The 24,597-nt window shown below is 68.4% G+C and carries 25 protein-coding genes and 2 pseudogenes; 15 read left to right on the top strand and 12 right to left on the bottom strand.

Translation table 11 applies throughout. The features are described 5' to 3' along the window. Positions 1-8 precede the first annotated feature (8 nt). The 6 genes from C7T91_RS03945 to C7T91_RS03970 are packed head-to-tail and all read left to right on the top strand — an operon-like array spanning position 9 to position 5,790. The gene (locus C7T91_RS03945; RefSeq protein WP_407943256.1) at positions 9-449 is read left to right on the top strand and encodes an XdhC family protein; all 441 of its coding nucleotides are present in this window, start codon (positions 9-11) and stop codon (positions 447-449) included. Beyond that, on the top strand, positions 446-1,969 hold the full coding sequence (locus tag C7T91_RS03950) for an ABC transporter ATP-binding protein (RefSeq protein ID WP_201742004.1): 1,524 nt from the start codon (positions 446-448) through the stop codon (positions 1,967-1,969). Before C7T91_RS03945 ends, C7T91_RS03950 begins: the two co-directional genes overlap by 4 nt. Further along, positions 1,966-3,051, top strand: coding sequence for an ABC transporter permease (locus C7T91_RS03955; RefSeq protein ID WP_108258069.1), 1,086 nt, complete (start codon positions 1,966-1,968; stop codon positions 3,049-3,051). The genes C7T91_RS03950 and C7T91_RS03955 overlap by 4 nt, the downstream gene beginning before the upstream one ends. Then, on the top strand, positions 3,051-3,968 hold the full coding sequence (locus tag C7T91_RS03960) for an ABC transporter permease (protein ID WP_108258070.1): 918 nt from the start codon (positions 3,051-3,053) through the stop codon (positions 3,966-3,968). Before C7T91_RS03955 ends, C7T91_RS03960 begins: the two co-directional genes overlap by 1 nt. A gap of 15 nt (positions 3,969-3,983) precedes the next feature. Beyond that, positions 3,984-4,790 (top strand): ion transporter, encoded by an 807-nt coding sequence (locus tag C7T91_RS03965; protein ID WP_108258071.1) that lies wholly within the window; start codon positions 3,984-3,986, stop codon positions 4,788-4,790. Then, positions 4,705-5,790, top strand: a complete 1,086-nt coding sequence (locus C7T91_RS03970) for a BMP family ABC transporter substrate-binding protein (protein WP_108258072.1) — start codon at positions 4,705-4,707, stop codon at positions 5,788-5,790. The genes C7T91_RS03965 and C7T91_RS03970 overlap by 86 nt, the downstream gene beginning before the upstream one ends. A gap of 58 nt (positions 5,791-5,848) precedes the next feature. Here C7T91_RS03970 and C7T91_RS03975 read toward each other — a convergent pair whose 3' ends face one another. Next, positions 5,849-6,301, bottom strand: coding sequence for a CBS domain-containing protein (locus C7T91_RS03975; protein WP_108258073.1), 453 nt, complete (start codon positions 6,299-6,301; stop codon positions 5,849-5,851). Positions 6,302-6,527: 226 nt separating this feature from the next. Between C7T91_RS03975 and C7T91_RS03980 the strand changes: the two genes are divergently transcribed. Beyond that, on the top strand, positions 6,528-6,866 hold the full coding sequence (locus C7T91_RS03980; RefSeq protein ID WP_108258074.1) for a carboxymuconolactone decarboxylase family protein: 339 nt from the start codon (positions 6,528-6,530) through the stop codon (positions 6,864-6,866). A gap of 38 nt (positions 6,867-6,904) precedes the next feature. Here the strand turns inward: C7T91_RS03980 and C7T91_RS03985 are convergent, their stop codons facing one another. Beyond that, entirely contained in the window at positions 6,905-7,357 is a 453-nt protein-coding gene (locus tag C7T91_RS03985) for a CBS domain-containing protein (protein ID WP_108258075.1), read from the bottom strand. A 192-nt stretch (positions 7,358-7,549) separates the two neighbouring features. Between C7T91_RS03985 and C7T91_RS03990 the strand changes: the two genes are divergently transcribed. From C7T91_RS03990 to C7T91_RS04010, 4 genes are all read left to right on the top strand, one after another. Then, positions 7,550-8,239 carry an alpha/beta hydrolase family protein gene (locus C7T91_RS03990; protein ID WP_108258076.1) on the top strand — a complete coding sequence of 230 codons (690 nt, stop codon included), beginning with the start codon at positions 7,550-7,552 and terminating at the stop codon, positions 8,237-8,239. Positions 8,240-8,305: 66 nt separating this feature from the next. After that, positions 8,306-9,157: a pantoate--beta-alanine ligase gene (panC, locus tag C7T91_RS03995; RefSeq protein ID WP_108258077.1), complete on the top strand. Its 852-nt coding sequence runs from the start codon at positions 8,306-8,308 to the stop codon at positions 9,155-9,157. Between the two features lie 10 nt (positions 9,158-9,167). After that, positions 9,168-9,977, top strand: a complete 810-nt coding sequence (gene panB, locus C7T91_RS04000; RefSeq protein WP_108258078.1) for a 3-methyl-2-oxobutanoate hydroxymethyltransferase — start codon at positions 9,168-9,170, stop codon at positions 9,975-9,977. 463 nt (positions 9,978-10,440) lie between these two features. Next, on the top strand, positions 10,441-11,109 hold the full coding sequence (locus C7T91_RS04010) for an RES family NAD+ phosphorylase (RefSeq protein WP_108258080.1): 669 nt from the start codon (positions 10,441-10,443) through the stop codon (positions 11,107-11,109). A 4-nt stretch (positions 11,110-11,113) separates the two neighbouring features. Here C7T91_RS04010 and mqo read toward each other — a convergent pair whose 3' ends face one another. Further along, positions 11,114-12,697, bottom strand: coding sequence for a malate dehydrogenase (quinone) (mqo, locus tag C7T91_RS04015; protein ID WP_108258081.1), 1,584 nt, complete (start codon positions 12,695-12,697; stop codon positions 11,114-11,116). Positions 12,698-13,329: 632 nt separating this feature from the next. Between mqo and C7T91_RS39050 the strand changes: the two are divergent. The 4 genes and pseudogenes from C7T91_RS39050 to C7T91_RS39055 all read left to right on the top strand — a co-directional run. After that, positions 13,330-13,791, top strand: a pseudogene (locus C7T91_RS39050) (ATP-binding cassette domain-containing protein); the annotation flags it as partial. Positions 13,792-13,873: 82 nt separating this feature from the next. Continuing rightward, positions 13,874-14,233 carry an oligopeptide/dipeptide ABC transporter ATP-binding protein gene (locus C7T91_RS04025; RefSeq protein ID WP_108258082.1) on the top strand — a complete coding sequence of 120 codons (360 nt, stop codon included), beginning with the start codon at positions 13,874-13,876 and terminating at the stop codon, positions 14,231-14,233. After that, positions 14,230-15,126, top strand: a pseudogene (locus C7T91_RS04030) (ABC transporter ATP-binding protein); the annotation flags it as partial. The gene C7T91_RS04025 and the pseudogene C7T91_RS04030, both read left to right, overlap by 4 nt. A gap of 56 nt (positions 15,127-15,182) precedes the next feature. Next, entirely contained in the window at positions 15,183-15,374 is a 192-nt protein-coding gene (locus C7T91_RS39055; protein WP_407943257.1) for a hypothetical protein, read from the top strand. Here the strand turns inward: C7T91_RS39055 and C7T91_RS39060 are convergent. From C7T91_RS39060 to C7T91_RS33270, 9 genes are all read right to left on the bottom strand, one after another. Then, entirely contained in the window at positions 15,295-15,840 is a 546-nt protein-coding gene (locus C7T91_RS39060; protein ID WP_161555736.1) for a hypothetical protein, read from the bottom strand. The genes C7T91_RS39055 and C7T91_RS39060 overlap by 80 nt on opposite strands. Next, positions 15,833-17,056 (bottom strand): biotin/lipoyl-containing protein, encoded by a 1,224-nt coding sequence (locus C7T91_RS38315; RefSeq protein WP_108258084.1) that lies wholly within the window; start codon positions 17,054-17,056, stop codon positions 15,833-15,835. Before C7T91_RS38315 ends, C7T91_RS39060 begins: the two co-directional genes overlap by 8 nt. Positions 17,057-17,060: 4 nt before the next feature. After that, positions 17,061-18,560 carry a glucosylglycerol-phosphate synthase gene (gene ggpS, locus C7T91_RS04055; protein ID WP_108258085.1) on the bottom strand — a complete coding sequence of 500 codons (1,500 nt, stop codon included), beginning with the start codon at positions 18,558-18,560 and terminating at the stop codon, positions 17,061-17,063. Beyond that, on the bottom strand, positions 18,550-19,350 hold the full coding sequence (locus tag C7T91_RS04060; protein ID WP_108258086.1) for an HAD-IIB family hydrolase: 801 nt from the start codon (positions 19,348-19,350) through the stop codon (positions 18,550-18,552). The genes ggpS and C7T91_RS04060 overlap by 11 nt, the downstream gene beginning before the upstream one ends. Then, positions 19,350-20,465 carry an NAD(P)H-dependent glycerol-3-phosphate dehydrogenase gene (locus C7T91_RS04065; protein ID WP_108258087.1) on the bottom strand — a complete coding sequence of 372 codons (1,116 nt, stop codon included), beginning with the start codon at positions 20,463-20,465 and terminating at the stop codon, positions 19,350-19,352. The genes C7T91_RS04060 and C7T91_RS04065 overlap by 1 nt, the downstream gene beginning before the upstream one ends. 247 nt (positions 20,466-20,712) lie before the next feature. After that, positions 20,713-21,786, bottom strand: a complete 1,074-nt coding sequence (locus tag C7T91_RS04070; protein ID WP_108258088.1) for a lysine-2,3-aminomutase-like protein — start codon at positions 21,784-21,786, stop codon at positions 20,713-20,715. After that, positions 21,669-22,406 (bottom strand): NAD-dependent epimerase/dehydratase family protein, encoded by a 738-nt coding sequence (locus C7T91_RS04075; protein ID WP_108258089.1) that lies wholly within the window; start codon positions 22,404-22,406, stop codon positions 21,669-21,671. The genes C7T91_RS04070 and C7T91_RS04075 overlap by 118 nt, the downstream gene beginning before the upstream one ends. Further along, the gene (locus C7T91_RS04080; RefSeq protein WP_236637964.1) at positions 22,403-23,236 is read right to left on the bottom strand and encodes a glycosyltransferase; all 834 of its coding nucleotides are present in this window, start codon (positions 23,234-23,236) and stop codon (positions 22,403-22,405) included. Before C7T91_RS04080 ends, C7T91_RS04075 begins: the two co-directional genes overlap by 4 nt. Continuing rightward, the gene (locus tag C7T91_RS33270) at positions 23,237-24,457 is read right to left on the bottom strand and encodes an NAD-dependent epimerase/dehydratase family protein (RefSeq protein WP_201741990.1); all 1,221 of its coding nucleotides are present in this window, start codon (positions 24,455-24,457) and stop codon (positions 23,237-23,239) included. Between the last annotated feature and the right edge of the window lie 140 nt (positions 24,458-24,597).

The following is a 24,597-nucleotide window of genomic DNA, read 5'->3' on the forward strand; positions in this document are numbered from 1 at the left end:
GCCGGGCGCTGGTCGAGGTGCTGCGCCCGCTGCCCGATTTCGCAATCACATGGGTCGATACCGGACCGGAGCGCTTTCCCGCAGCCATTCCCGGGGGCGTCACCGCCCTGCCCGCCCCCGATCCGGCGCGCGCGCTGGCGCTGGCCCCGCAGGATGCCGAAGTCCTGATCCTGACCTATTCGCACGAGCTGGACCTGGCGCTCTGCCACGCGGCGCTGGCGCGCGGACAGGGCCGGATCGGGCTGATCGGCTCGGCGACGAAATGGACGCGGTTCCGGTCGCGGCTGGCGCAGCTCGGCCATGCACCGGCCACGGTGGCGCGGATCGCATGTCCAATCGGCAACCCTGCCCTGGGCAAACATCCGCAGGCGATTGCCGTGGGCATCGCTGCCGCGCTACTGACGGAGCAAGGCGAGGAAATCACAGCAAGACAGGACCGTACCGGGTGACATCGACAGACGACCTGCTGGTCATCGAAGGGGTGACCAAGGCCTATCCCGGAGTGGTGGCCAATTCCGACGTGTCCTTCCGGATCCGGAAGGGCGAGGTGCATGCCCTGCTGGGCGAGAACGGCGCCGGAAAATCGACGCTGGTCAAGACCATCTACGGGCTGGTCACGCCCGATGCCGGGACCATGGTGCTCGACGGGCTGCGCTACGCGCCGTCCGAGCCCTCGGCCGCGCGCCAGGCCGGCGTCGCGATGGTGTTCCAGCATTTCTCGCTCTTCGATGCGCTGACCGTGGCCGAGAACATCGCGCTCGGCATGGAGACCCCGCCGAAGCGCCGGGTGCTGGCGCGCCAGATCCGCGAGGTCTCCGAGGCCTACGGCCTGCCGCTCTCGCCGCATCGCCGGGTCGGCGACCTCTCCGCGGGCGAACGCCAGCGGGTCGAGATCGTGCGCTGCCTGCTGCAGGACCCGCGGCTCCTGATCATGGACGAGCCGACCTCGGTGCTGACCCCGCAGGAGGTGGAGATCCTGTTCCGCACCCTGCGCCAGCTGAGTTCCGAAGGCACGGCGATCCTCTACATTTCCCACAAGCTCGACGAGATCCGGGCGATCTGCGACACCGCCACGATCCTGCGCCACGGCAAGGTGGTGGGCGATTGCGTGCCCAGCCAGACCTCGGCGCGCGACATGGCCGAGATGATGGTCGCCGCCAAGCTCGACACGCCGGTCAAGCATCCCGGCACGCCGGGGGCCGAGGTCCTCTCGGTCGACGGCCTGTCGCTTCCGGCGGCCAGCCAGTTCGGCACCGCGCTGAAGGAGATCGGCTTCTCGGTCGCCAAGGGCGAGATCCTCGGCATCGGCGGCGTCGCCGGGAACGGCCAGGACGAGCTTTTCGCCGTGCTCTCGGGCGAGACCCGCACCGCGCCGGATGCCGTCACCTTCGACGGCAGGCCCGTGGGCCGGCTCGGCCCGCACGAGCGGCGCGCGATCGGCATCCTCTCGGCGCCTGAGGAACGGCTCGGCCATGCCGCCGCCCCGGACATGAGCCTGACCGACAACGCGCTGATGACCGCCGCGCTCCGGATGAAGCTGGCGCCGGGCGGCTGGATCGACTGGGCCGGCGTGAAGGGCTATGCCGAGACCGTCATCAAGGCCTTCGACGTGCGCACCCCGGGCGCCCATACCGCCGCCGGCGCGCTGTCGGGCGGCAACCTCCAGAAATTCGTCGTCGGCCGCGAGGTGATGCAGGCGCCGCAGCTGCTGATCGTCAACCAGCCGACCTGGGGCGTCGACGCCGCCGCCGCCGCGCATATCCGCAAGGCGCTGATCAAGCTGGCCGAGGACGGCGCGGCGGTGATCGCGATCAGCCAGGACCTGGACGAATTGATGGAGATCAGCGACCGGATCACCGCGATCTGCGACGGCCGCATGGTGCGGCCGCGACCGGCGCAGGGACTGACGATGAACGACCTCGGGCTCATGCTGGGCGGCCGGGACCCCGAAGAGGAGGCCGTGGCATGATCCGGCTGGAACGGCGCCCGGCGCCTTCGAAATCCTGGACCTATCTCGCGCCGCTGCTGGCGGTGGCGGCCACGATGATCGCCGGCGCGATCATGTTCGCGCTTCTCGGCAAGGACCCGGTGCTGGCGATCAAGACGATCTTCTGGGACCCGGTCTTCTCGCCGCAATTCGGCAGCTATTCGCGGCCGCAGCTCCTGATCAAGGCCGGCCCGCTGATCCTGATCGCGATCGGGCTGTCCTTGGGCTTCCGCGCGGGCATCTGGAACATCGGCGCGGAAGGCCAGTACATCATGGGCGCGCTGGCGGGCGCCGGGCTGGCGCTGGCGCTCTACCCGATGGAGCTGCCGGTCCTCTTGCCGCTGATGGTGCTCGCGGGCGCCCTGGGCGGCTGGGCCTGGGCGATGATCCCCGGCCTCCTGCGGACCATGTTCAACACCAACGAGATCCTCGTCTCGCTGCTCCTCGTCTATGTCGCCGAGCAGATCCTCTCGGCGGCGGCGGTGGGCTTCCTGCGCAACCCCGAGGGCGGCGGCTTCCCCGGCTCGCGCAACCTGCAGTCCTATCCGTCGGCCCACAATGCCGAGATCATCGCCAATACCGGCATCCATTGGGGCGTGGTCGCCGCGCTGATCGCGGTGATCGCCGCCTATGTGCTGCTGCAGCGGCACATCCTCGGCTTCCACATCAAGCTGGCGGGCGAGGCCCCGCGCGCGGCGAAGCTCGCCGGCGTCAACCCGGCGCGGCTGATCCTGTTCTGCATGGGCGTCTCGGGCGCGCTGGCCGGCATGGCCGGGCTCTTCGAGGTGGCCGGTCCCGCAGGCAAGATCTCGATCGATTTCGGCGCGGGCTACGGCTTCACCGCGATCATCGTCGCCTTCCTCGGGCGGCTCCACCCGGTCGGCATCCTGCTCGCCGGGCTGCTGATGGCGCTGACCTATATCGGCGGGGAACTGGCGCAGCTGATGCTGAGCCTGCCGGCCGCCGCGATCCAGGCCTTCCAGGGGATGCTGCTGTTCTTCCTGCTCGCCTTCGACGTCTTCAGCCATTACCGGCTGCGCATCGCCACCGGGAGGGCCGCGTGATGGACATTTCGCTGATCAACCTGATCCCGCTCCTGATGGCGGCCTCCACCCCGATCCTGCTGGCGGGCCTCGGCGAGCTGGTCGTCGAGAAATCCGGCGTGCTGAACCTCGGGGTCGAGGGCATGATGATCACCGGCGCGATCACCGGCTTCATGGCCGCGGTCGCCACCGGATCGCCGACGCTGGGCTTCCTCGGCGGCGCGGCGGGCGGCGCGGCGCTGGCGCTGGTCTTCGGCGCGCTGACCCAAGGGCTGATGTCGAACCAGGTCGCCACCGGCCTGGCGCTGACGCTCTTCGGCCTCGGGCTCTCGGCGCTGCTCGGCCAGGCCTTCGTCGGGCTGAAGCCCCCCGTCACCCCCGACCTGCCGATCCCCGGCCTGTCGCAGCTGCCGGTCATCGGGCCGATGTTCTTCGACCATGACCTGATGGTCTATTTCAGCCTCTTCGCCGTCGCCGCGGTCTGGGCCTTCCTGCGCTATTCGCGCCCCGGCCTGATCCTGCGCGCCGTCGGCGAGAACCATGCCGCCGCCCATGCGCTCGGCTACAAGGTGACCCGCATCCGGCTGATGGCGATCCTGTTCGGCGGCGCCATGGCCGGGCTCGGCGGCGCCTATCTGAGCCTCGTGCGGGTGCCGCAATGGACCGAGGGCATGACCGCGGGCGCGGGCTGGATCGCGCTGGCGCTGGTCGTCTTCGCCGCCTGGCGGCCGTTCCCTCTGCTGATCGGCGCCTATCTCTTCGGCGGGATCACGGTCCTTCAGCTGAACATGCAGGCCGCTGGCGTCAACGTGCCGGTGGAGCTCTTGTCGATGTCGCCCTATCTGGTCACGATCCTGGTGCTGGTCGTCATGTCCGCCGCGGGTGCCGCGGCCGGCGCGCCCGGATCGCTGGGCCGGCCTTTCCACGCATCGCGCTGAGCCGGGGACGGAACCATGACGAGAGCCGAAATCCTAGAGGCGCTGGAAGGCGAGCACCCCCGTCTGGGGCGGCTCGTCGCCTTCGCGCTGAACGGGGCGATCGTGCTCTCGGCCGTCGCCATCACCCTGGAGACCATCGACGACCTGCCGCCCTTCCTGCGCGAGGTGATGGCGGTCTTCGAATGGGTCATCCTGGCGGTCTTCACCGCGGAATACATCACCCGCATCATCTGCGCGCCGCGGCCGCTGCGCTACATCTTCAGCTTCTGGGGCATCGTCGATCTGATGGCCTGCCTGCCGGCCTTCGCGCTGCTGCATCCGCAATGGGCCGCGCTCAGGACCCTCAGGATCGTGCGGCTGTTCCGGCTGCTGAAGCTCCTGCGCGCCGCGCATGCGCTTGACCGGCTGATCGAGGCGCTCTCCTCGGTCAAGGGCGACCTGACGGTCTTCGCGCTGCTCGCGGGCATCGTCCTCTACATCGCCGCCACCGGCATCTACATCTTCGAGCATGACGCCCAGCCCGAGGCCTTCGGGTCGATCCCCGAAAGCATGTGGTGGGCGGTCGTCAGCTTCACCACCGTGGGCTATGGCGACAGCTATCCGATCACCGCCGGGGGGAGGCTCTTCACCTCGGCCATCCTATTCGTCGGGCTGGGGGTCATTGCCGTCCCCGCCGCCGTGATTACCTCGGCGCTCATCGAACAGTCCCGGCAAGAACGCAGCAGGAAGGAAAGACATGAGATTTCCCAGCATTTCCGCCATGGCCACCAGCCTCGCCCTCGCCATGGGCGCGGCGACCGGGGCCCTCGCCCAGAACGGTGAGCCGGTCAAGGTCGGCTTCGTCTATGTCGGCCCGGTCAATGACGGCGGCTGGTCGCAGCACCATCACGAGGCCGCCGTCAAGCTGAAGGAGCATTTCGGCGACGCGGTCGAGCTGATCGAACAGGAATCGGTGCCCGAAGGCCCGGATGCGGAGCGCGTCCTGACCCAGATGGCGCTGACCGGCGCCGACATCATCTTCGCCACCTCCTTCGGCTACATGGACCAGGTGGAAAGCGTCGCGGCCAAGTTCCCGAACGTGAAGTTCGAGCACGCGACCGGCTTCAAATCCGGCCCGAACTTCGCCAACTACTCGGCGCGCTTCTACGAGGGCCGCGCGGTGATGGGCACCATCGCCGGCATGATGACCGAGACCGACAAGATCGGCTATCTCGCCTCCTTCCCGATCCCGGAAGTCATCCGCGGCATCAACTCGACCTATATCCACGCCAAGAAGGTGAACCCGGATGTCGAGATCCGCGTCGTCTGGCTGAACACCTGGTACGACCCGGCCAAGGAAGCCGACGCCACCCAGGCGCTGATCGAACAGGGCGTCGATGTCGTTCTGGCGCATACCGACTCCACCGCGCCGCTGGCGACGCTGGAGAAATCCGGCGGCTACGGCTTCGGCCAGGCGGCGGACATGGCGCAATACGCCCCGGCCCCGCGGCTGAGCTCGATCATCGATGACTGGGCGCCCTATTACGAAGAGCGCGTCCAGGCGGTCATGGACGGCAGCTGGGAAACCGCGGCCACCTGGTCGGGCATCGCCGACGGCATGGTCGGCATCGGCGCGTTCTCCGACGCCATGCCCGAGGAGGTGAAGGCGGCCGCGCAGGAGGTCATGGACTCGATCGTCGACGGCTCCTACCACCCGTTCACCGGCCCGCTGAACAAGCAGGACGGCACGCCGTGGCTGGCCGAGGGCGAGGTTGCCGATGACGGCGCGCTGGCGGGCATGAGCTTCTATCTCGAAGGCGTGACCGGCGAGATCCCGAACTGATCCCGTCCCAAGGACCGGAACCGGAAGCGCGCGAGGCCCCTCGCGCGCTTTTTCCGTTTCAGAGCAGGCGGTAGCCGCGCTCGCCCAAGGGCCGCGGACCAGCCTGGGCCTGGGCGAAACGCTCGGCCATGTAGCGGTATTCGGTGGGGATGTCGCGCATCGACAGGATGCCGATCACCATCGCGCCCTCGAGCACCGGCAAGTGGCGGAACCCGCCCTGGTGCATCGCCTGCAGCGCGGCGGCGACGCTGTCGGCCGCGTCGATCACCTCCGGGCCGCGGCTCATCACGTCGCTGACCGGCGTGCCGTCCATCGGCAGGCCTTCGCAGACCGCGCGGTGGATCACGTCGGTCTCGCAGAGAATGCCGCAAAGCGCGGCCTCCTCCATGACCGCCAGCGCCCCGTCCCCGGCCTCGCGCATCGCGCGGCAAGCCTCGCGCAGGCTCTGCCCCGGCAGCACCCTGCCGAAGGGTCGGTCCCGCACCACGTCTCCGACAGTTCTGATGACCATCTGCTCCTCCTCCCGAATTCCGCGGCAAAACGGTCTGTCATGCTCCCGTTACAAACTAGTCCGGTTTCCCGTTAAGTCTCTCCTAACGCCCGCGCTGCTGCACCCCCGGCGCCGGCGCGGTTTTTCCTGACTTCGGGATGCGGAATTTAGCTTGGATCAAGTTATTGCAATCTGTGACGCGCTAGAGACGTCTTCGTCAGCAACCATTCCCGGAAAGGGGCCGACGATGACCTGGGCCGACAAGCTCGACGAGATGAGAACCAACCTGCGCAGCCTCAACCAGGCGGCCCCCGAGATGAGCAAGGGCTTCGGCGCCCTATCGAAGGCCGCCAAGACCGGCAGCGCGCTCGACAAGAAGACGCTGGAGCTGATCGCGCTGGCGATTGCCGTCGCCGACCGCTGCGAGCCCTGCATCGCCTTCCATACCGAGGCGCTGGTGAAATGCGGCGCCACCCGGGAAGAGATCTCGGACATGCTGTCGATGTGCGTGCAGATGGGCGGCGGCCCGTCGCTGATGTATGCCGCCAAGACGCTGGCCTGCTACGACGAGCTGTCGGCCGCCTGAGCGCGGCCCCCGCAGCCGGGGGCCGGGCCTGTCCGGTCTCAGACCAGCATGGTGACCCGGTCATCCGCGCCGAGCGCGCTGTCTCGGAATTCCGAGAACCGCTCCACCAGAAGGCGGTACTGGGTCGGGATGTCCCGCATCGACAGGATCCCGACCAGCTCGCGGCCGAGCATGACCGGCAGGTGGCGGAAATCGCCGTCGGTCATGATCCGCATCGCCTCGGCGAGGCTCGCCGATACGTCGATGCAGCGCGGATCCGCGGTCATGATCGCGGCGACCGGAGTTTCCGTCGTCGGCCGCTCCGCGCAGATCGCGCGGGCGATGACGTCATGTTCGGATACGATGCCGACAAGCTCCCTGCCGTCCAGGACCGCAACCGCCCCTTCGGGCGCGACGACGAGCTTGTGGCAGGCCTCGCGGACAGTGTCGTCCGGAGATACGGTCTGGAGCGGGCGGGCTGTCACGATCGTGGCGATGGACTGATGGATCATTCGGGTCCTCCCTGCGCTGTCCAGATGGATGCAGGGCCAGTCTATGCGGAATCCGCCGCGGAACCGCGCGCTTCCTGCCGGGGCGGTTAACGAACCCTAACCTTCCGCAGGGGCATTGCGGACTGGACATGCGGAAACCGGAATGCTTGGATTTCCGCGGGAGCCGCGCCGCGGCCAGGGAGGAGACCGGAAATGCCCGCCATTGCACGCGATTACCTCGAAGTGGCGAAGGAGCTGGACCGCTACCGCCCCGCCATGCTGGCGCGGCAGATGGTGTCGGGCCTCGCGGATGTCTCGCGCGACACCAGGGCCGAGGCTGCGCTGACGCGGGGCGGCACGTTGCTGATCACCGGATCGAACGGGCTCGGCGACTATGTCGATTTCAACCTGCGACCCGGCCGCCGGCTCGCCGGCTCGTCGCGGCTGGCGGCGCTGACCGGCCCCCTGCCCGTCACCCAGTTCCATGGCGGCTTCCTGCTGCATGCCCTGAAGGTCCACGCCTTCCTGCGCGGGCGCAGGCCGTCCTTCATCGCCGGCCATTCGCTGGGCGCGGCCTCGGCGCAGATCCTCGGCACCGCGCTGCGGGTGCCCGCCATCGGCTTCGCCTCGCCGCAGGTGATCCGGGACGACCAGCCGCAGGTCGCGGGCGAGGGCTGGGTGATGAATGTCGTCTGGAAGCAGGATTTCGTCACCGAGGGCTACAAGCTGAGGAAGCTGCGCTGGCTCGGCTCGGTGCAGGAGCTCGACAGCGCGCGGTCGCATTTCGGCATCGACCATGTGGTGAAGGACTACATCTCGCTCTTGGAATCCGACCGGAGGGCAGCCGCGCCGAAGCTGACCGCGATGTGGCCGCGGCCGCGGGGCGCAACCGCCCTCGCCTGACGCGCGCGCCTTGCCTGTCTCCCTCCGGTTTCGTAGGACAGCCGCGAGAGCCTGGAGGGGTGGCCAATGGAAATCTGCCGAAGCAAGACCGAAATGCGCCGCGCCGCCGCCACGATGCGGGCGGGCGGCGCGCAGAGGATCGGCTTCGTGCCGACCATGGGCGCGCTGCACGAGGGCCATCTCGGCCTTGTCCGGCTGGCGAAATCGCAATGCGACCGGGTGGTGGTGTCGGTCTTCGTCAACCCGACCCAGTTCGAGGATCCCGCCGATCTGGAGAAATACCCGCGCGACGACCAGCGCGACCTCGACCTGCTGCGCTCCGAGGGCGTCGATGCGGTGCTCCTGCCCGCGGTCGAGGAAATGTATCCGCCGGGCGCGCAGACCGTCGTCGAGACCACCGAGCTGTCGAAGGTGCTGATCGGCGCGCTGCGCCCGGGGCATTTCCGCGGCGTGACCACGGTGGTGACCAAGCTCTTCAACATCGTGCAGCCGGATGCCGCCTTCTTCGGCCAGAAGGACTACCAGCAGCTTGCGGTGATCCGCACCATGGTGCGCGATCTCGACGTGCCGGTGGAGATCGTCGGCCATCCGATCGTGCGCGAAGCCGACGGGCTGGCCATGTCCTCGCGCAATGTCCGCCTGGCGGAAGAGCACCGGATCGAGGCGCCGGTGCTGAACCGGGCGCTCGACCGCGCCGAGGAGCTGGCCAAGAAGCCGGTGACCATCGGCGAGCTGCGCGCCGACATCGCGCTGACCCTCGCCGAGGCGCCTTCGGCCGAAGTCGATGCGATCGACATCCAGGACGCCGGAACGCTGGCCGATCTGGACGGTCCGCTCGACCGCCCGGCGGTGATCCTGCTGGCCGTCCGCTTCGGCCCCATCCTGCTGATCGACAACCGCGTCGTGACCCCCGCCTGAGGAGACAGACATGAGCACCCAAGCCCCCATCCGCCGCATCACCGTTCCGCAGATCGCCCGGCGCAAGGGCGGCGAGCCGATCGTCTCGCTGACCTCCTACCACGCCCATACCGCTGCCATCGTCGACGAGGTCGCCGATTTCATCCTGGTGGGCGACAGCCTCGGCATGGTGATGCACGGCATGGAATCGACTCTGGGCGTGTCGCTCGAGCTGATGATCATGCATGGCCGCGCGGTGGTGCGCGGCACCAAGAAGGCGCTGATCGTCGTCGACATGCCGTTCGGCACCTACGAGGAGAGCCCTTCCGAAGCGTTCCGCAACGCCGCGCGGATCATGAAGGAAACCGGCTGCGGCGCGGTCAAGCTCGAGGGCGGCAAGCGCATGGCCGAGACCATCCGCTTCCTGACCGATCGCGGCATCCCGGTGATGGCGCATATCGGCCTGACCCCGCAATCGACGAACGTGATGGGCGGCTTCAAGACCCAGGGGCGCGACGAGGAAAGCTGGCCCGCCCACGAGGAAGACGCCCGCGCGGTGGCCGAGGCCGGGGCCTTCGCGATCGTGCTCGAAGGCATGGTCGAGCCGCTGGCCCGCCGTATCACCGAACAGGTGGCGATTCCGACCATCGGCATCGGCGCCTCGGCGCATTGCGACGGCCAGGTTCTGGTGCTCGAGGACATGCTGGGCCTGAATCCCTGGACGCCGAAATTCGTCAAGGTCTACGGCCAGCTCGGCCCGATGATCAAGGAAGCGGTGCAATCCTATGCCGAGGAGGTCCGCGACCGGTCCTTCCCCGGCGAAGACCAGGTTTACCGGTGAGATCAATTTGCTTGACCTTGCAAAGCCAAAGAGGTTCCATCCGCACGTTGAATTCAGGATGAATGTTTTGGCGGACGGATCATGTCTCTGCTGAGCGCGCTTGCACAGTACAGTCTTGTGAACAGCCGCATCGACTCGCTGCTGATGCGGGACGAGCCGGATACCGCGGACCTGTCGCTTCTGCTGCGCCAGGCCCGCGACCTGCGCGGCGCGCTTCTCGAGACGGAGCCGCGCGACCCGCAGGAGGCCGCGCAGAAATTGGCCTGCATCGTCAACCTGATCCAGCGCGACGCCCAGATGCAGGGCTTCGCGCCCGAGCTGGCCGCGCTGCTGGATGCCGCCCAGGAGGCCTGCGGCGCGCTCAGCCAGGGGCCGCCGCGGCCCCGGCCGCCGCGCTGGCCGACCGCCCCGAGGAGGTTCTGGCCGCCTTCGATCTGGCCACGGAGCTGCCGGATCACGGCTGATGCGGTTCGACATCACCGTGCCCCACCCGTCGCGGCTGCGCGCCGCGAAGGCTGCCTTCGTCACCATCCCCGCCGGAACGGTCCTGCACCGCATCCATCCCGCGCGCTTCGGCGCGGCCGCCTTCAACGATACCGAGCGCGGCAATGCCCGCTTCTCGCCGATCCGCGATCCGGCGGGGCGGATCATCCCGACGATCTATGCCGCCGAAAGCTTCGACTGCGCGGCGGCCGAGATCATCCTGCGCAGCCCGGACGTGCCCGAGACCGATCCGGTCACCGGGCAGCCGCCGCTGACCATCGTCTTTCCGTCGGATTACGCGGGCCATGCCCATAGCACGGTCGCCGTTGCGGAGCCGCTGCTTCTGGTCGACCTGACCGTGGCGGGGCAGCGGGCGCTCGGCGTCGAGCACAATGCGCTGATTGCCGGGCCGACCGCCAGCTATCCGGCCGTGCGGGCCTGGGCGGAGGCGATCCATTCCGCGCTGCCGCAGGCGCAGGGGCTTTTCTACCACTCGCACCAGCTGGGCCCGGCCGGGGCGCTGGTTCTGTTCGGCGACCGGGCGGCTGCGCTGCGGCCCGGAGACACCCGCGCTGTCGCCGATCCGCCCTGCCACCGCGAGATCGTCGCGCTCGCGGACCGGCTGGGCATCGACTACATCGACATCTGAGCCGTCAGGCGGCGGCCTGCTCCATCGGCGCGACGACGCTGCTGCGGAACTGGTCCATGCGGCTGCGCAGCTCGGTGGCGTCGAACTGGCCCAGTTCCAGCCGGCAGCTGGTCTCGGCCCATTCCTCGGCGATCAGGTCCGGCGCCTCGCCCAGCTTGCGGCCGTAGCTCGGCACGATGCGGCGCAGCTTCTCCTGCCAGTCCGGGCTGGCGGCGCGGTCCGGGAAGATGCGCTCCAGCAGGTCCAGCATGATCGGCGCCGCGGTCGAGGCGCCCGGAGACGCGCCGAGCAGCGCCGCGATGCTGCGGCCCGCATCCGAAACGATCTCGGTGCCGAGCTTCAGCTCGCCGCCATGGCCCGGCTCCTTGCGGATCACCTGGACGCGCTGGCCGGCCTGCCACAGGCGCCAGTCGGCATCCTGAGCTTCGGGATAGTAGTCGCGCAGCGCCGCCATCCGGTCCTTCTCGGTCAAGCGCAGCTGGCCCGCGAGATATTCCACCAGCCCGAAATTGCGCACGCCGACCTGCAGCATCGGCAGCAGGTTGCGCCCGGTGATCGAGCCCGGCAGATCCCAGAGCGAGCCCTGCTTCAGGAACTTGGTCGAGAAGGTCGCGAACGGCCCGAACAGCAGCATGTCGCGGCCGCCGATGCAGCGGCGGTCGAGATGCGGCACCGACATTGGCGGGCTGCCGGCCTCGGCCTTGCCATAGACCTTGACGCCGTGCTGGGCGACGATCTCGGGGTTTTCGCAGACCAGGAACGAGCCGCCGACCGGGAAGCCCGCATAATTGCGCGCCTCGGGGATGCCCGACATCTGCAGCAGCGGCAGCGCCCCGCCGCCCGCGCCGAGGAAGACGAAGCGCGCATCGACGCATTCGGTTTCGCCGCCATGGGTCGCGGTGCTGGTCACCCGCCAGCCGCCCGCCGGAGTCCGGCGGATGCCGGTGACGGTGCGGCCGGTGCGCATCGCGAAATTCGGCCGGTCCGCCAGGGCGGCGACGAATTGCCGGGTGATCTCGCCGAAATCGACATCTGTGCCCTGCGGCGCCCAGGTCGCGGCGACCGGCACGTCGGCGGCAAGACCGCGGGTCATCAGCGGCGCCCAGTCCTCGATCTGCGCGCGGTCGTCGGAGAAGCGCATGCCGGCGAAGAGCGGGCTCTTCACCAGCGCCTCGTAGCGCTTGCGCAGGAAGGCGACATTCTCGGCGCCCCGCACGAAGCTCATGTGCGGCGCCCGGCTGATGAAGGATTTCGGGTTCTTCAGGACGCCGGTCTCGACCTGGTGCGCCCAGAACTGGCGCGAGACCTGGAACTGTTCGTTGATGGAGACGGCCTTGGAAATGTCGACCGAGCCGTCGGCGCGCTGCGGCGTGTAGTTGAGCTCGCACAGCGCCGAATGGCCCGTGCCTGCGTTGTTCCAGCCGTTCGAGCTTTCCGATGCCACGTCATCGAGGCGTTCGGTCAGTTCGATTGACCAGCCCGGCTCCAGTTCCTGCAGAAGCACGCCCAAAGTCGCGCTCATGATGCCTCCGCCCACCAGAAGCACGTCCACCTGCCGGTCAGCCCGCCGTTTCCTGAATTCCATCATGACACCCTTTCGTCCAGGGCCTCCCCGCCGCGAAATTATCTTGCGCGGGGCTGACTGCAAGCGCTGCAATGCGGCACGGACACACGCCAGGGTTGCGCACGAAAAAGTGACGCAGGCATGCGGATTTTCAATGCATTGTTTTCCATGATGATTTTTTCGGGAAAGAACACGACCGCCGAAAATTACACGCGAGTGAACCGTCAATGATGCAGATCAAATATGCATCCACCGTATGGCTATGCCGCGGAGCGGCCAAGCGCTTACCCGCCGCATGGTCAGGTTTCATGACCAATTGAGGGAAAAGACGCAGCCTGGCCTCCGTCCGCCGGACCGGCGAGCCGGCCGCAACGCGGCGGACCATCTGGCAGGAATTTGGTCATCTGCGGCCATCCGGGCCGCATCCCGCGGACCGGATGCATGCTTCGCGGCGTCATGTCGCTGGAAAGGCCGGAAAACTCTTGACTGTCCCGGCCCGTCAAGGGAGTGCTGGCCTATATGGGGCACCTGCCCGCGGCACGGCCCTTCCGGCCGAAGCGGCGCCGCGGATCGCCCTTCGGGGAATTGCATGGCGGGGCTGCGGACCGCCGGTTCCGGACAGGACCGGCCGGAGCAACGCGGGGTTTGGTGATTTGATGACGACAAGCGGACGCCCGGACGGGCAGCTGGCCCTCGAGGTCACCGGCATTCGCAAGACCTTCGGCGACCAGGAGGTCCTCAAGGGCATCTCGCTGAAGGCGCATGAGCATGACGTGGTGGCGATCCTCGGCTCATCGGGTTCGGGCAAGTCGACCTTCCTGCGCTGCATCAACCTTCTGGAGACGCCCACCGCGGGCGAGGTCCGCGTCAAGGGCGAGCTGATCGAGATGGGCATGCGCAACGGCGCGCCGCATCCGTCGAACCCGAAGCAGGTCGACCGCATCCGCTCGAAGCTCGCCATGGTGTTCCAGCAGTTCAACCTGTGGCAGCACATGACGATCCTGGAAAACGTCACCGCCGCGCAGATCCACGTGCTGGGCCGCCCGAAAGCCGAAGCAACCGAGAAGGCCGAGGCGATGCTGGCCAAGGTCGGCGTCGCCGACAAGCGCGGGCACTATCCCAGCCAGCTGTCGGGCGGCCAGCAGCAGCGCGTCGCCATCGCGCGGGCGCTTCGCAAAGCTCAAGGAAGACAATCCCGGCATGGGCGTGATCTTCGTCACCCACAACCTCGCCGTGGTGAAGGAAATCGCCACCCATGTCTCGGTGATGTATGCGGGCCAGGTTGTGGAGCAGGGCACCGTCGCCCAGGTCTTCGCCGATCCGCGCCACCCCTATACCAAGGCGCTGCTTGCCTCCGTGCCGGAGAGCGACGCCGCGCGGCTGGAGAGCATCCCCGGCACCGTGCCGCAGCCCGGCGCCATGCCCGAGGGCTGCCGCTTCGCCCCGCGCTGCGGCCATGCCGCGGCCGCCTGCGCCCATCCCCAGCCGCTTCTCGATACCGGCGAGGGCCGCACCACCCGCTGCCTGCGCTGGCAGGACCTCTGGAAGGACGTCGCATGAGCCCGATCATCGAAGCGCAGGAGCTGACCCGCAATTTCCCCTCCCGCTCGGGGCTTCTCGGGGCGAAGCGCGATGTCTGGGCGCTGCGCGGCGTCACCCTCGAGATCGCCCGCGGCGAGACTGTCGGCGTGGTCGGCGAGTCCGGCTGCGGCAAGTCCACGCTCGGCAACATCCTCCTGGGCCTCGACAGCCCGACCGGCGGCGGTGTCCGCTTCGAGGGGAAGTTCCTGCATGATTTCAAGGGCACGCATCGCCGCCAGATGCGCAAGCGGATGCAGCTCGTGTTCCAGGACCCGTTCGGCAGCCTCGATCCGCGCCGTTCGGTCGGCGCCCAGATCGCCGACGGGCTGAGGAACCACGACGTGGTGCCCGGCCCGGAGATCGACGCCGAGGTCGCGCGGCTCCTGACCCTCGTGGGTCTCGACCCCTCGGTCGCGCCGCGCCGCCCCTCGCAATTCTCGGGCGGCCAGCGCCAGCGCATCGCCATCGCCCGCGCTCTCGCGCCCCGGCCTGATTTCATCGTGGCGGACGAGCCGGTCTCGGCGCTCGACGTGTCGATCCAGGCGCAGATCGTCAACCTTCTGGCCGACCTGCGCGAGGAACTGGACCTCGCCATGCTGTTCATCAGCCACGACCTGCATGTGGTGCGCCATCTCTGCACCCGCGTCGTGGTGATGTATCTCGGCCGCATCGTCGAGGAGGGCCCGGCGGAACAGGTCTTCACCGATCCGCGCCATCCCTATACCCAGGCGCTTCTGGCGGCGACGCCCTCGCTGAAGCGTCCGGTCGGCGAGATGGGCGAGGTGCTCGACGGCGAGCTTCCGAGCCCCGCGAACCCGCCCTCGGGCTGCGCCTTCCGGACCCGCTGCCCGCTCGCGGCCGAGGCCTGCGCGTCGGGGGTGCCGCGAAGGGCGGGCAGCTGGCCGTCGCGGCCTTTCCGGCCCGCTGCCTGTCCTTCGCCATCTCCGACGTGCCGGGCGACGCGCCCGAGACCATCGGCTCGGGTCCNCGCCGTCGCCGATCCGACGACCCAGGCCGAGGCGCGGGCAGTGCTCNGGCCGCTACGGCATCGTCCCCGGACCCGGCATTGCCGCCGTCCTGGACAATCCCGGGTTGGAGACGCCGAAGCCGGGCGACTTGAAACTGCTTCGGTCGCACCAACGCCTGATCGCCTCGCCCCAGATGATGCTGGAGGCTGTACGTGCCGCCTCCCCCCTGCCCTGCCACCTGCTGGGCGACGCGATCGAGGGCGAGGCGCGCGAGGCCGGGCGTGTCATGGCCGGCATGGCCCGCGCCGTGTCCGAAGGACGCTCCGCCTTCGACGCGCCCTGCCTTCTGGTCTCGGGCGGCGAGACTACGGTCACTCTGCCGTCTGGGGCGGACGGGCGCGGTGGGCGCAATGTCGAGTTTCTGATGGGGCTTGCNCGATGCGATCGCGGGGNGTTCCGGGCATCTCCGCCCTGGCAGCTCGTCACTTCGATCTCGGCCAGGCCGCAGTCCGACAGGGCGTCGACCAGCCGGATCTTGTCCGAGGCGGCGATCATCGCCGGTTCGTTCTGCAGCCCGTCGCGGGGCGAGACCTCGACGATCGTCACATGCTCAGGCATCGGCCGCCTCCATCGTCAGGAGCAGCATGCCGTCCGACACCTGGTCCAGTTCTGCCACCAGCACTTCCGCCACGGTGCCGTCGCGGGCGGCGGCCAGAGTGTGCTCCATCTTCATCGCCTCGAGGATGATCAGCGGATCGCCCTTGCTGACCATGGCCCCGGCGGCGGCCATGACCCGGGTCACCAGCCCCGGCATCGGCGCCGCCAGCGTGTCGCCCGCAGGCCCGCCTGCGGCCAGGTCGGCCAGATAGATCATCCGCTCGGCGCGGGAAATCGCGTCGAGATGCGCGTCCTCGAGCTCGGTGACCAGCGTGCGCGGCCCGAGGAAAGGCAGCGCCACGCGCCGCGCCGAAGACAGCGTGCGGAGCAATTCGCGGGCCGGACCCGGCGCCTGCCGCCCGGCGGTCTCGTCGAGGAACCGGTCGAGATGGGCCTGCGCCTCGGTGGCCACCGGCCCTTCCATCAGCACCTGCACGTCATGCCAGGTGTCGGCGGCCGGACGGCGGTGCTCAAGCGTGTCCCAGCGCCGGTCGTCGAGGTCGAGCCCGCCGATATAGAGCCGCGTCCGGTCGAACACGGCGAGCTTCTGGTGATGTGTGCCGGGCAGCACTTCGGGCAGGATCAGCCGCTTGACCCGGAGCTTGCCGCCGCGCTCCTCCAGATGGCAGGCCACGCCGGGCAGGTCGCGCAGCGCCTCCTCCCGGTCGGCGGCGGACATCTTGTTCAGCTCGTCCGCCTGTTCGGCCAAATGCTTGCGGATCACCGGCAGGAGCGCGAGCCGCGGCAGCAGCCCCATCCGCGCCGGATGCGGCGCCAGACGCACGGTCAGCCGCCCCGCCCCTTCGGGCAGCCGGTCGCGGAGCCGCTCGAAGGCGCGGGCATGGGCATTGGCCATGCGGTGCAGCTCCGGACGGGCGATCGCATCGAAATCAGACAGGACCAGCGTTACATGCACGCCGCGCCCCAGGACATGCGCGACCAGATCCGCCCAGGTTTCGCCCACCGCCCGCGCGTCGGGCCCGCGCAGCCGCGTGGAAGGATCGAAGACCCGGAAGGATGCATGGATCTCGCGCGCGGCGCCGAGGAACTGCGCCTCCAGCGCCGGATAGGCTTCGGCGGCCGTCAGGCAGACCTGCCTGACGCAGGTCTCCTTGGCGGGTCCCGCGGAGGGACCCGAACCAGGCGCCTCCGGGGCGCGCGCGGCGAGAGCATCCATGGGATCAATCGGCGCTGGCGAGTTCGAGCGCGCCGAAGCTCTCGAAGCTGCGCATCTGCTCGGTGGCCCAGGCCTCGACGCTGTGGCGGTGGGTCGCCGCGCGGATCGACGCCATGCGGTGGCGCCTTGTCTCCTCGTCCATGGCAAGCGCCCGCTCGATCGCGGCATCCATGGAGCGGTGCGAGAACGGGTTGGTGAGCACCGCATCCGACAGCACCACCGCGGCACCGGCGAATTCCGACAGCACCAGGCAGCCGTCGCCATCGGTGCGGGCCGAGGCGTATTCCTCGCAGACCAGGTTCATCCCGTCGGCCAGCGGCGTGATCCAGGCCACGTCGGCCACCTTGTAATAGGCGATCAGGTCCTTGAACGGCACCGGGTTCGAGATGAAGGCCAGGGGCTGCCATTCGAAGCTGCCATAGAGCCCGTTGATGTGCCCGGCGAGCGACTCGAGACCGGACTGCACCTCCTGGTAGGCGGTCATGTTGGCATTCGCCATCACCGAGACATGCATCAGCCGGACCTTGCCGCGCAGGTCGGGGCGGCGTTTCAGCAGGCGTTCATAGGCCTGCAGCTGCTCGATCCCGCCCTTGGTGTAGTCGGTGCGCCCGACCGACAGGATCAGCCGCTTGCCGTCCAGCTCCTCGCGGATCGCGGCGACCTTGGCCCCGGTCTCCTCCGAAGCCGAGAGCTCCTCGATATAGCTCACGTTCACGCCGACCGGCGAGGTCGCCACGGTGATGTCGCGGTCGCGGTAGCGCAGGCTGTGCGGCACCCGGCGGTCGGACAGCGCCCCGCCATCGGTCATCAGGCTCTCGGGCACGTCGCGCCGCCCCGTCACCTCGACGTCCAGGAGCGACTGCGCCGCGCCGACGAAGTTTTCCGCATAGCGCGGGATGTGGAAGCCGACCACGTCGCAGGCGAGAAGGCTCTGCATGATCTCCTTGCGCCAGGGCAGGACGTTGAACATGTCCGCCGAGGGGAAGGGCGTGTGGTGGAAGAAGGCGATCCGCACATCCGGGCGCAGCGCCCGCAGATAGCCCGCGACCAGCCACAGGTTGTAGTCGTGGATCCAGACGATGGCGTTCGGATTGGCCTCGGCGGCGGCGGCCTCGGCGAATTTCCGGTTCACTTCCTGGAAGGTCGGCCAGTCGACGGGGTCGTAGTTGTAGCGTTCCTTGAAGTTGTGGAGGATCGGCCAGAACGCCTCTTTTGAGGTGATGTGGTAGAAGCTCGACACCTGCTCCTTGGTCAGCGGCAGGCGGCTGACGCGGTACTTGCCATAGGCATCGTCGATCTCGATGACCTGCTCGAAGCCCGGATTCTCGGGATCCTCGGCCTGCTTCCACGCAACCCAGGCACCGGTCGGCACCTTGCCGAACAAGCTTTTCAGCGTCGGCACGATCCCGTTCGGCGACTTGTTCTCGCGGTATTCGACTTTCCCGTCGACCTCGACTTCCTCGTAGGGCTGGCGGTGATAGACGATGACAAGATCACTTGGCATGGGCGGTCGCTCCCGTCGGATGAAGGTCGAAATGGGTGATGGCCTCGGCGATGCCCGCGCAGCCATGGCGTTCGGCATGGTGCAGGTTCGGGTGGTCGCCCTTGGCCAGAGCCTCTTTCAGCGGGGCCTCGGAATTCCCGACCGCGACCGCAGGCACCCCGGCCGTCAGCAGCGAATAGTCGTTCAGCGTGTCGCCCGCCGCCAGGACCTTGCCCTCGGCGATGCCCAGATGGGCCAGCAGCCGCTTCAGCGACGGCCCCTTGGAGATGCCCTTGGGCAGCACGTCGAAATAGCGGTTGTCCGAGATCAGCCAGTCATGGCCCATCTCCTCGACCGCCGCCTTGGCGCCGTGGTCGAACTCGCCGGCGATCAGGTCGTAGCTGACGCGGTAGCGGAACGCCGTCGGCTGCAGCCTGAGCCCCGGCCAGCCGTCGAGCCGCGCGCGGACGCGCTCGCCCGCATCGCCCCAGATCTCGGCGATCTGCTCTTCGAGCTCCTCGATCGGCTCCACCCCGGTCTCGGGCGAGACATGGGCGATGGTGGTGCCCACGTCGCCCACAGCATAATCCGGCCAGGGCGTGCCCTCGGCCTCGACCAGGCCCGCAATGAATTCCGGATCGCGGCCCGTGACGAAGATCAGCCCCACGGTGTCGCGGTTGTCCTCGATCCAGTCATACAGGGCGCGCCGCTCCTCCGGGGTGCCGCCCAGGAAGGTGCCGTCGAGATCGGTGGCAAGAACCATCGTCTTCTCGGCAATGTCGGGCAAGGTCACTCGGTCTTGGATGGTCATCACGCCTCCAGGCTTACAGGATGGGGGATTTCGACGGACATCGCCGCCGGTTCGGCTTCGAGCGGGCTCGACCAGAGCGCCGCGAAGCTCTCGCGCAGGTCGGCACCCTCGTGGAGGATGCGGTAGACCGTGTCGCAGATCGGCAGGCGCAGGCCCAGCCGCTTGGCCAGGTCATGGACGGAGCGGGCGTTGCGCTCGCCCTCGACCACCATGGGCTTGCCGTCGAAGCAGTCCTCGCGCGCCATGCCCTGCCCCAGCTGCAGGCCGAGGCTCATGTTGCGCGAGGTGGACGAATTGCAGGTCAGCGTCAGGTCGCCGACGCCGCCCATGCCCAGCACCGTGTCGGTGCGCCCGCCGAGCGCCAGCGTCACCAGCTGGATCTCGCCCAGGCCGCGGGCAATCAGCGCCGCGCGGGTGTTTTCCGCGAAGCCGACGCCGGTCATCATCCCGCAGGCGATGGCGATCACGTTCTTCATGGCGCCGGCCGTTTCGAGGCCCACGAGATCGTCGGACAGGTAGGGGCGGAAGCTCTCGCAGCCGAGGGAAACTGCCAGCCGGGCGGCCGGGCTGCCCTCGGGATTGATCCGGTCGATGGTCTTGAAGTCGAAGGCCAGCGTCGCGGCGGTATAGTCGCCGCGCGCTGCTTCGGCCGCGAAGGTCGGACCCGACAGCGCGCCGACCGGATGGCCGGGCAGTTCATCTTCGACCAGCGAGGACATCAAGAGGCCGGTCTCGGCCTCGATCCCCTTGGCGCAGACCACGATCGGGGTCAGCCGGTGCAGCAGCGGATTGAGCTGCCGTGCCATGCCGCGGATCGAATGCGACGGGGTGACAAGGAATATCGCCTCGGCATCCCTGACCGCACCCGCAAGATCGGTATAGGCCATGATCCCCTCGGGAAGAGGGATGCCGGGAAGATATTTCTCGTTGCGGGCGTTGTCGTTGATGTCCCGGGCGACGTCCGGATCTCGGGCCCAGATGGCCACCTGGCGGCCTGCACGGCGGGCGATTGCGGCGATCGCGGTTCCCCAGGAACCGCCGCCGAGGATGGCGACACGGGAATAGGGACGTATCGCGGCCAGGCTGTCTTCCGGGTTCGGAAGGTCATGCTGCATTGGTGTCTCCTTTGCCATGCGCAAACGCTGCACTCGCGAAAGAGTTCCGGCCGGGACGGAGATTTCCGACGATCCCTCTACCGCAGAGATGCGGGAGCGACCGGATATTGTGCGTTTTGCGCATGCAACGGAGGTAAGCACTCCCCCCCCTCGGGTCAACGGAACGGCCCGCCCCTGCGGCGTTAGCGCATAACATTTGCCCATTTTGTGAGCAATAAGCCTGTTTTATTGCCACCCGGGGGCGGTTTCAGCCGCGATCCGGGCCCGGTCCGGCAGCCGCGTCGCGATACTCATGCCCCGCGCCATGGCGGTCGCGCAGCCGGTAGCAGCCGTCTTCCTGCCCGAGAATCCAGCTGCGCGCGACCGGCACCTTGCCTGCTCCGCCCGGCAGGTCGAGCACGTAATTCGGCACGCAGACGCCCGAATGGCTGCGCCGCAGCGCGTCGATCAGGTCCTGACCCTCGGCAATCGAGGTGCGGAAATGGCCGGTCCCGCGCGCCATGTCGGCATGGTGCAGGTAATAGGGCTTCACCCGGTTGCGCACGAGCGCGCGGAAGAGCCGCCCCAGAACCTCGGCGGAGTTGTTGACGCCTTTCAGGAGCACCGACTGGCTCAACAGCGGAATGCCCGCATCGACGAGCCGCGCGATCGCGGCGCGCACTTCCGTGGTCAGCTCGTCGGGATGGTTGACATGCAGCACCACAAAGGCGGTCGGCCCGGAGCGCAGCGCGGCCAGAAGCTCGTCCGTGACCATCTCGGGCGCCACGGCCGGCACGCGGGTATGGAAGCGCACCACGCCGACATGCTCCACCTGCGCCAGCTCCTCCAGGACCGCGCGCAGCCGCCGCGGCGACAAGGTCAGCGGATCGCCGCCCGAGAAGATCACCTCCCAGATGCGCGGCTCGTTCCGGATGTAGTCGAGCGCAGCCCGCAGCTCCCCCGCATCGAGCCCGCGCGATCCCGGACCGACCATCTCGCGGCGGAAGCAGAAGCGGCAATAGACGGCGCAGGTCTTCAGGAGGTTCAAGAGCACCCGGTCGTCATAGCGGTGGACCACGCCCTTGACCGGCGAATGCGCGCCGTCGCCGATCGGATCGTCGAGCTCGGCCGCGGTCTCCTGCAATTCCTCCGCGGCGGGCAGGTATTGCCGCGCCACGCCGCCCTCGGGGTCGGCGCCGCGGATCGTCTCGATCACGCCCGGCGTCACCGAAACGGCATAGCGTTCGGCCACGCGGGCCAGCTCCGGCGTGACCCCGGCGCCGAGAAGCCCAGCGGCCTGCAGGTCACCGAGCGTGCGTGCGCCCTTTTTCGCGGCCGCCATGGCGGTTCCTTCCCGTGGATGCAGAGATGCCGCCGCCCTTCCGCGTCTCCGGACGGGCGGGCGGCGGACTCTAGCGCCGCGGCAGGATTCCGCAAGGCCCGCAGGCCCTGCCTCAGGCGAAGGCGACGCCGTTCTCGGCCAGCGGCAGCTCGGTCACCAGCCAGCCCCTCCTCGGCCGACAGCTTCGCCGCGCCGTAAAGCGTGTCCGGCCGCGGAACCAAATCCTCGGCCAGCAACGTCCCCGGCGGATAGGCGCCATAGACCGCGCGCGAAGACAGGAACACCGCCGATCCAACCCCGGCCTCGCGCGCCGCCCGGAACAGCGCCAGCGAGCCCCCGGCATTGCGCCGCCGGAACCCCTCGGGATCGTCGCCCTCGCCGCCGCGGTAGCGGCCCGGAACATGGTCGAACGCACAATGCACCAGCCGGTCCACCCCCCGCAGATCCGTCTCCGCCGCGCGGTCCAGCAGGAAGGGCCGGACCTCGGCCGGCCGGGAAAAGGGCGGGTCGGGCTGCCGGGCCCGGCTCAGGACCACGACCTCTTCTCCCGCTGCCAGCAGGTCCTCGACGATGAAGCGGCCGACCAGCCCGGTGCCGCCGGTGACGGCCCAGACGGTCATGGCCGGGGCAGATCGGCCAGCGGCGGCATGTCGCCTCCGGCGGCGATCCGCTGCCAGAGCCCGATCAGCGGCGCCAGCTCCGCCGCTTTCGGATGCGGCTCCTGCCAGGGCTTCTCGTACTGGAAATGCAGGATGCGGATCCGGGACCAGTCCCAGAGCTCCGGCATCGCGAACCAGACATATTGCAGCATGTTGAAATAGATCGGCAGCCCATGCCAGTCCGGGAAGAAGCTCTCCAGGAAGGTCTGGTCGGTGCGCCTCCAGAAGGCGCCGGGCGCATCGAGCGCCTCCATCATCGCGGCGAAGGTCGCCTCCGAGGGCCGCGCGGTGAAGACCCCGGAATTCATCCGGCCGAAATCGGCAAGGCTCTCATAGACATTCGGCGCCGCGCAGAACTCGGGGAACCCGAAGAGCTTGTCGCAAGTCTGGACCGCGATGGCATCGGCATCGATGAAGACGACCGCGCTGTATTCCGTCAGCTGCCAGAGCCGCAGCTTGGCGAAATTGTCCAGGGGCGTATGGAAGGACGGCTTGCCGCCCTTGGTGAAGGGCGCCGCGCCATGCAGCGCCGTCCTCGCATGGGCGGCATTGAAGGCCTCCGAGGTCTCCAGCAGCTCGGTCCGCACCAGCCGCGCGCCCAAAGACCGCAGCTCGGCCAGATCGGCATCGGCCACGCCGCCGGTGAACAGCACGACGCAATCCGCCTGAGTGCCGGTCAGCCTGAGCGAGCGGACCAGCGCCGCCGCCCCGCGGGCGTAATCGGCATTGGTCACCAGCGTCACATAGGCATGCTCGCTCAGCGCAGGCGTACCCGCCAGAAGTCCCGACACTCAGCCGACCTCGCGCAGCGCCTTGCCCTCGGGATCGCGGTCGACCCGCGCGCCCAGCTCCTTGGTCCAGCCCGAGACCGCAGGCACCCGCGAGCGGTCGACGCGATGCGCGAATTTCTTCGCCACGTCCACGACTTCCTCCAGAAGACCCTCGGCCAGCGTGATCGGATCGAGCCCCAGCGCCAGGAACTGGTCGTTCTTCACGATCAGGTCGTTTTCGGCGGCTTCCTTGCGTGGATTCGGCAGGTAGGCGACCTTGGCGCCGGTCATCTTCGAGATCATCTCGGCCAGATCGCGAACCCGGTGGGTCTCGGTCATCTGGTTGAAGATCTTCACCCGGTCGCCGCGCTCCGGCGCGTCGCCGAGCGCCAGCTCGATGCAGCGCACCGAATCCTGCACATGGATGAAGGCGCGGGTCTGGCCGCCGGTGCCGTGCACGGTCAGCGGATAGCCGATCGCCGCCTGGATCAGGAAACGGTTCAGCACCGTGCCGTAATCGCCGTCATAATCGAAGCGGTTGATCAGCTGGTCATGGCGGCGGGTCTGGTCGGTATGGGTGCCCCAGACGATGCCCTGATGCAGGTCGGTGATCCGGAGGCCGTCATTCTGCGCGTAGAACTGGAACAGGATCTGATCGAGCGACTTGGTCATGTGGTAGACCGAGCCCGGGCGCGTCGGATAAAGGATCTCCTGCTCGACCTTCTCGCCGTCGAGCTTGGCGATATCCACGGGCAGATAGCCTTCCGGGATTGCCGCGCCGATCGTCGAATAGCCGTAGACGCCCATGGTGCCGAGATGGACCAGATGCGCGTCGACCCCGGTTTCCACCATCGCCGCCAGCACGTTATGCGTCGCGTTGACGTTGTTGTTGACGGTATAGACCTTGTGGCGGTCGGTCTTCATCGAATAGGGCGCGGCGCGCTGCTCGGCAAAGTGGATGATCGCATCCGGCTTGTTGTCCGTCAGCCAGGCCTTGAAGATCTCGTAGTCCTTGGCGACGTCGATCAGGTGGAAATGGATCCGCCGCCCGGTGACCTCGTGCCAGATGCGGCAGCGTTCCTGCACGCTGTCCATCGGGGTCAGCGACTGCACGCCCAGCTCGGTATCGATCCAGCGGCGCGACAGGTTGTCGATGATGTGGACGTCATGGCCCGCCTCGGACAGGTGAAGCACCGTCGGCCAGCCGACGAACCCGTCTCCCCCCAGAACTGCAATGCGCATGACATGTCTCCCCGATAGTCGCTTGCCGGTTTGCGGCCTAATGTAGCCTCGACGTGACGGTTTTGCGACGGTCCGGGCGCGACATTTTCGTCTCACTCCGCCGGAAGCGGGGGCGGCAGGCCGGTTTCCGCCGGAACCGG

Origin of the sequence: Mangrovicoccus ximenensis (assembly GCF_003056725.1) — a bacterium.
In the GTDB taxonomy this organism is placed as follows: Bacteria; Pseudomonadota; Alphaproteobacteria; order Rhodobacterales; family Rhodobacteraceae; genus Mangrovicoccus; species Mangrovicoccus ximenensis.

Bases quoted from the DNA above. Each gene is read 5' to 3' on its own strand.
- C7T91_RS03955 (WP_108258069.1), top strand. From the start codon at position 1,966: ATGATCCGGCTGGAACGGCGCCCGGCGCCTTCGAAATCCTGGACCTAT.
- C7T91_RS03960 (WP_108258070.1), top strand. From the start codon at position 3,051: ATGGACATTTCGCTGATCAACCTGATCCCGCTCCTGATGGCGGCCTCC.
- C7T91_RS03965 (WP_108258071.1), top strand. From the start codon at position 3,984: ATGACGAGAGCCGAAATCCTAGAGGCGCTGGAAGGCGAGCACCCCCGT.
- C7T91_RS03970 (WP_108258072.1), top strand. From the start codon at position 4,705: ATGAGATTTCCCAGCATTTCCGCCATGGCCACCAGCCTCGCCCTCGCC.
- C7T91_RS03975 (WP_108258073.1), bottom strand. From the start codon at position 6,301: ATGGTCATCAGAACTGTCGGAGACGTGGTGCGGGACCGACCCTTCGGC.
- C7T91_RS03980 (WP_108258074.1), top strand. From the start codon at position 6,528: ATGACCTGGGCCGACAAGCTCGACGAGATGAGAACCAACCTGCGCAGC.
- C7T91_RS03985 (WP_108258075.1), bottom strand. From the start codon at position 7,357: ATGATCCATCAGTCCATCGCCACGATCGTGACAGCCCGCCCGCTCCAG.
- C7T91_RS03990 (WP_108258076.1), top strand. From the start codon at position 7,550: ATGCCCGCCATTGCACGCGATTACCTCGAAGTGGCGAAGGAGCTGGAC.
- panC (WP_108258077.1), top strand. From the start codon at position 8,306: ATGGAAATCTGCCGAAGCAAGACCGAAATGCGCCGCGCCGCCGCCACG.
- panB (WP_108258078.1), top strand. From the start codon at position 9,168: ATGAGCACCCAAGCCCCCATCCGCCGCATCACCGTTCCGCAGATCGCC.
- C7T91_RS04010 (WP_108258080.1), top strand. From the start codon at position 10,441: ATGCGGTTCGACATCACCGTGCCCCACCCGTCGCGGCTGCGCGCCGCG.
- mqo (WP_108258081.1), bottom strand. From the start codon at position 12,697: ATGATGGAATTCAGGAAACGGCGGGCTGACCGGCAGGTGGACGTGCTT.
- C7T91_RS04025 (WP_108258082.1), top strand. From the start codon at position 13,874: ATGGGCGTGATCTTCGTCACCCACAACCTCGCCGTGGTGAAGGAAATC.
- C7T91_RS38315 (WP_108258084.1), bottom strand. From the start codon at position 17,056: ATGGATGCTCTCGCCGCGCGCGCCCCGGAGGCGCCTGGTTCGGGTCCC.
- ggpS (WP_108258085.1), bottom strand. From the start codon at position 18,560: ATGCCAAGTGATCTTGTCATCGTCTATCACCGCCAGCCCTACGAGGAA.
- C7T91_RS04060 (WP_108258086.1), bottom strand. From the start codon at position 19,350: ATGACCATCCAAGACCGAGTGACCTTGCCCGACATTGCCGAGAAGACG.
- C7T91_RS04065 (WP_108258087.1), bottom strand. From the start codon at position 20,465: ATGCAGCATGACCTTCCGAACCCGGAAGACAGCCTGGCCGCGATACGT.
- C7T91_RS04070 (WP_108258088.1), bottom strand. From the start codon at position 21,786: ATGGCGGCCGCGAAAAAGGGCGCACGCACGCTCGGTGACCTGCAGGCC.
- C7T91_RS04075 (WP_108258089.1), bottom strand. From the start codon at position 22,406: ATGACCGTCTGGGCCGTCACCGGCGGCACCGGGCTGGTCGGCCGCTTC.
- C7T91_RS33270 (WP_201741990.1), bottom strand. From the start codon at position 24,457: ATGCGCATTGCAGTTCTGGGGGGAGACGGGTTCGTCGGCTGGCCGACG.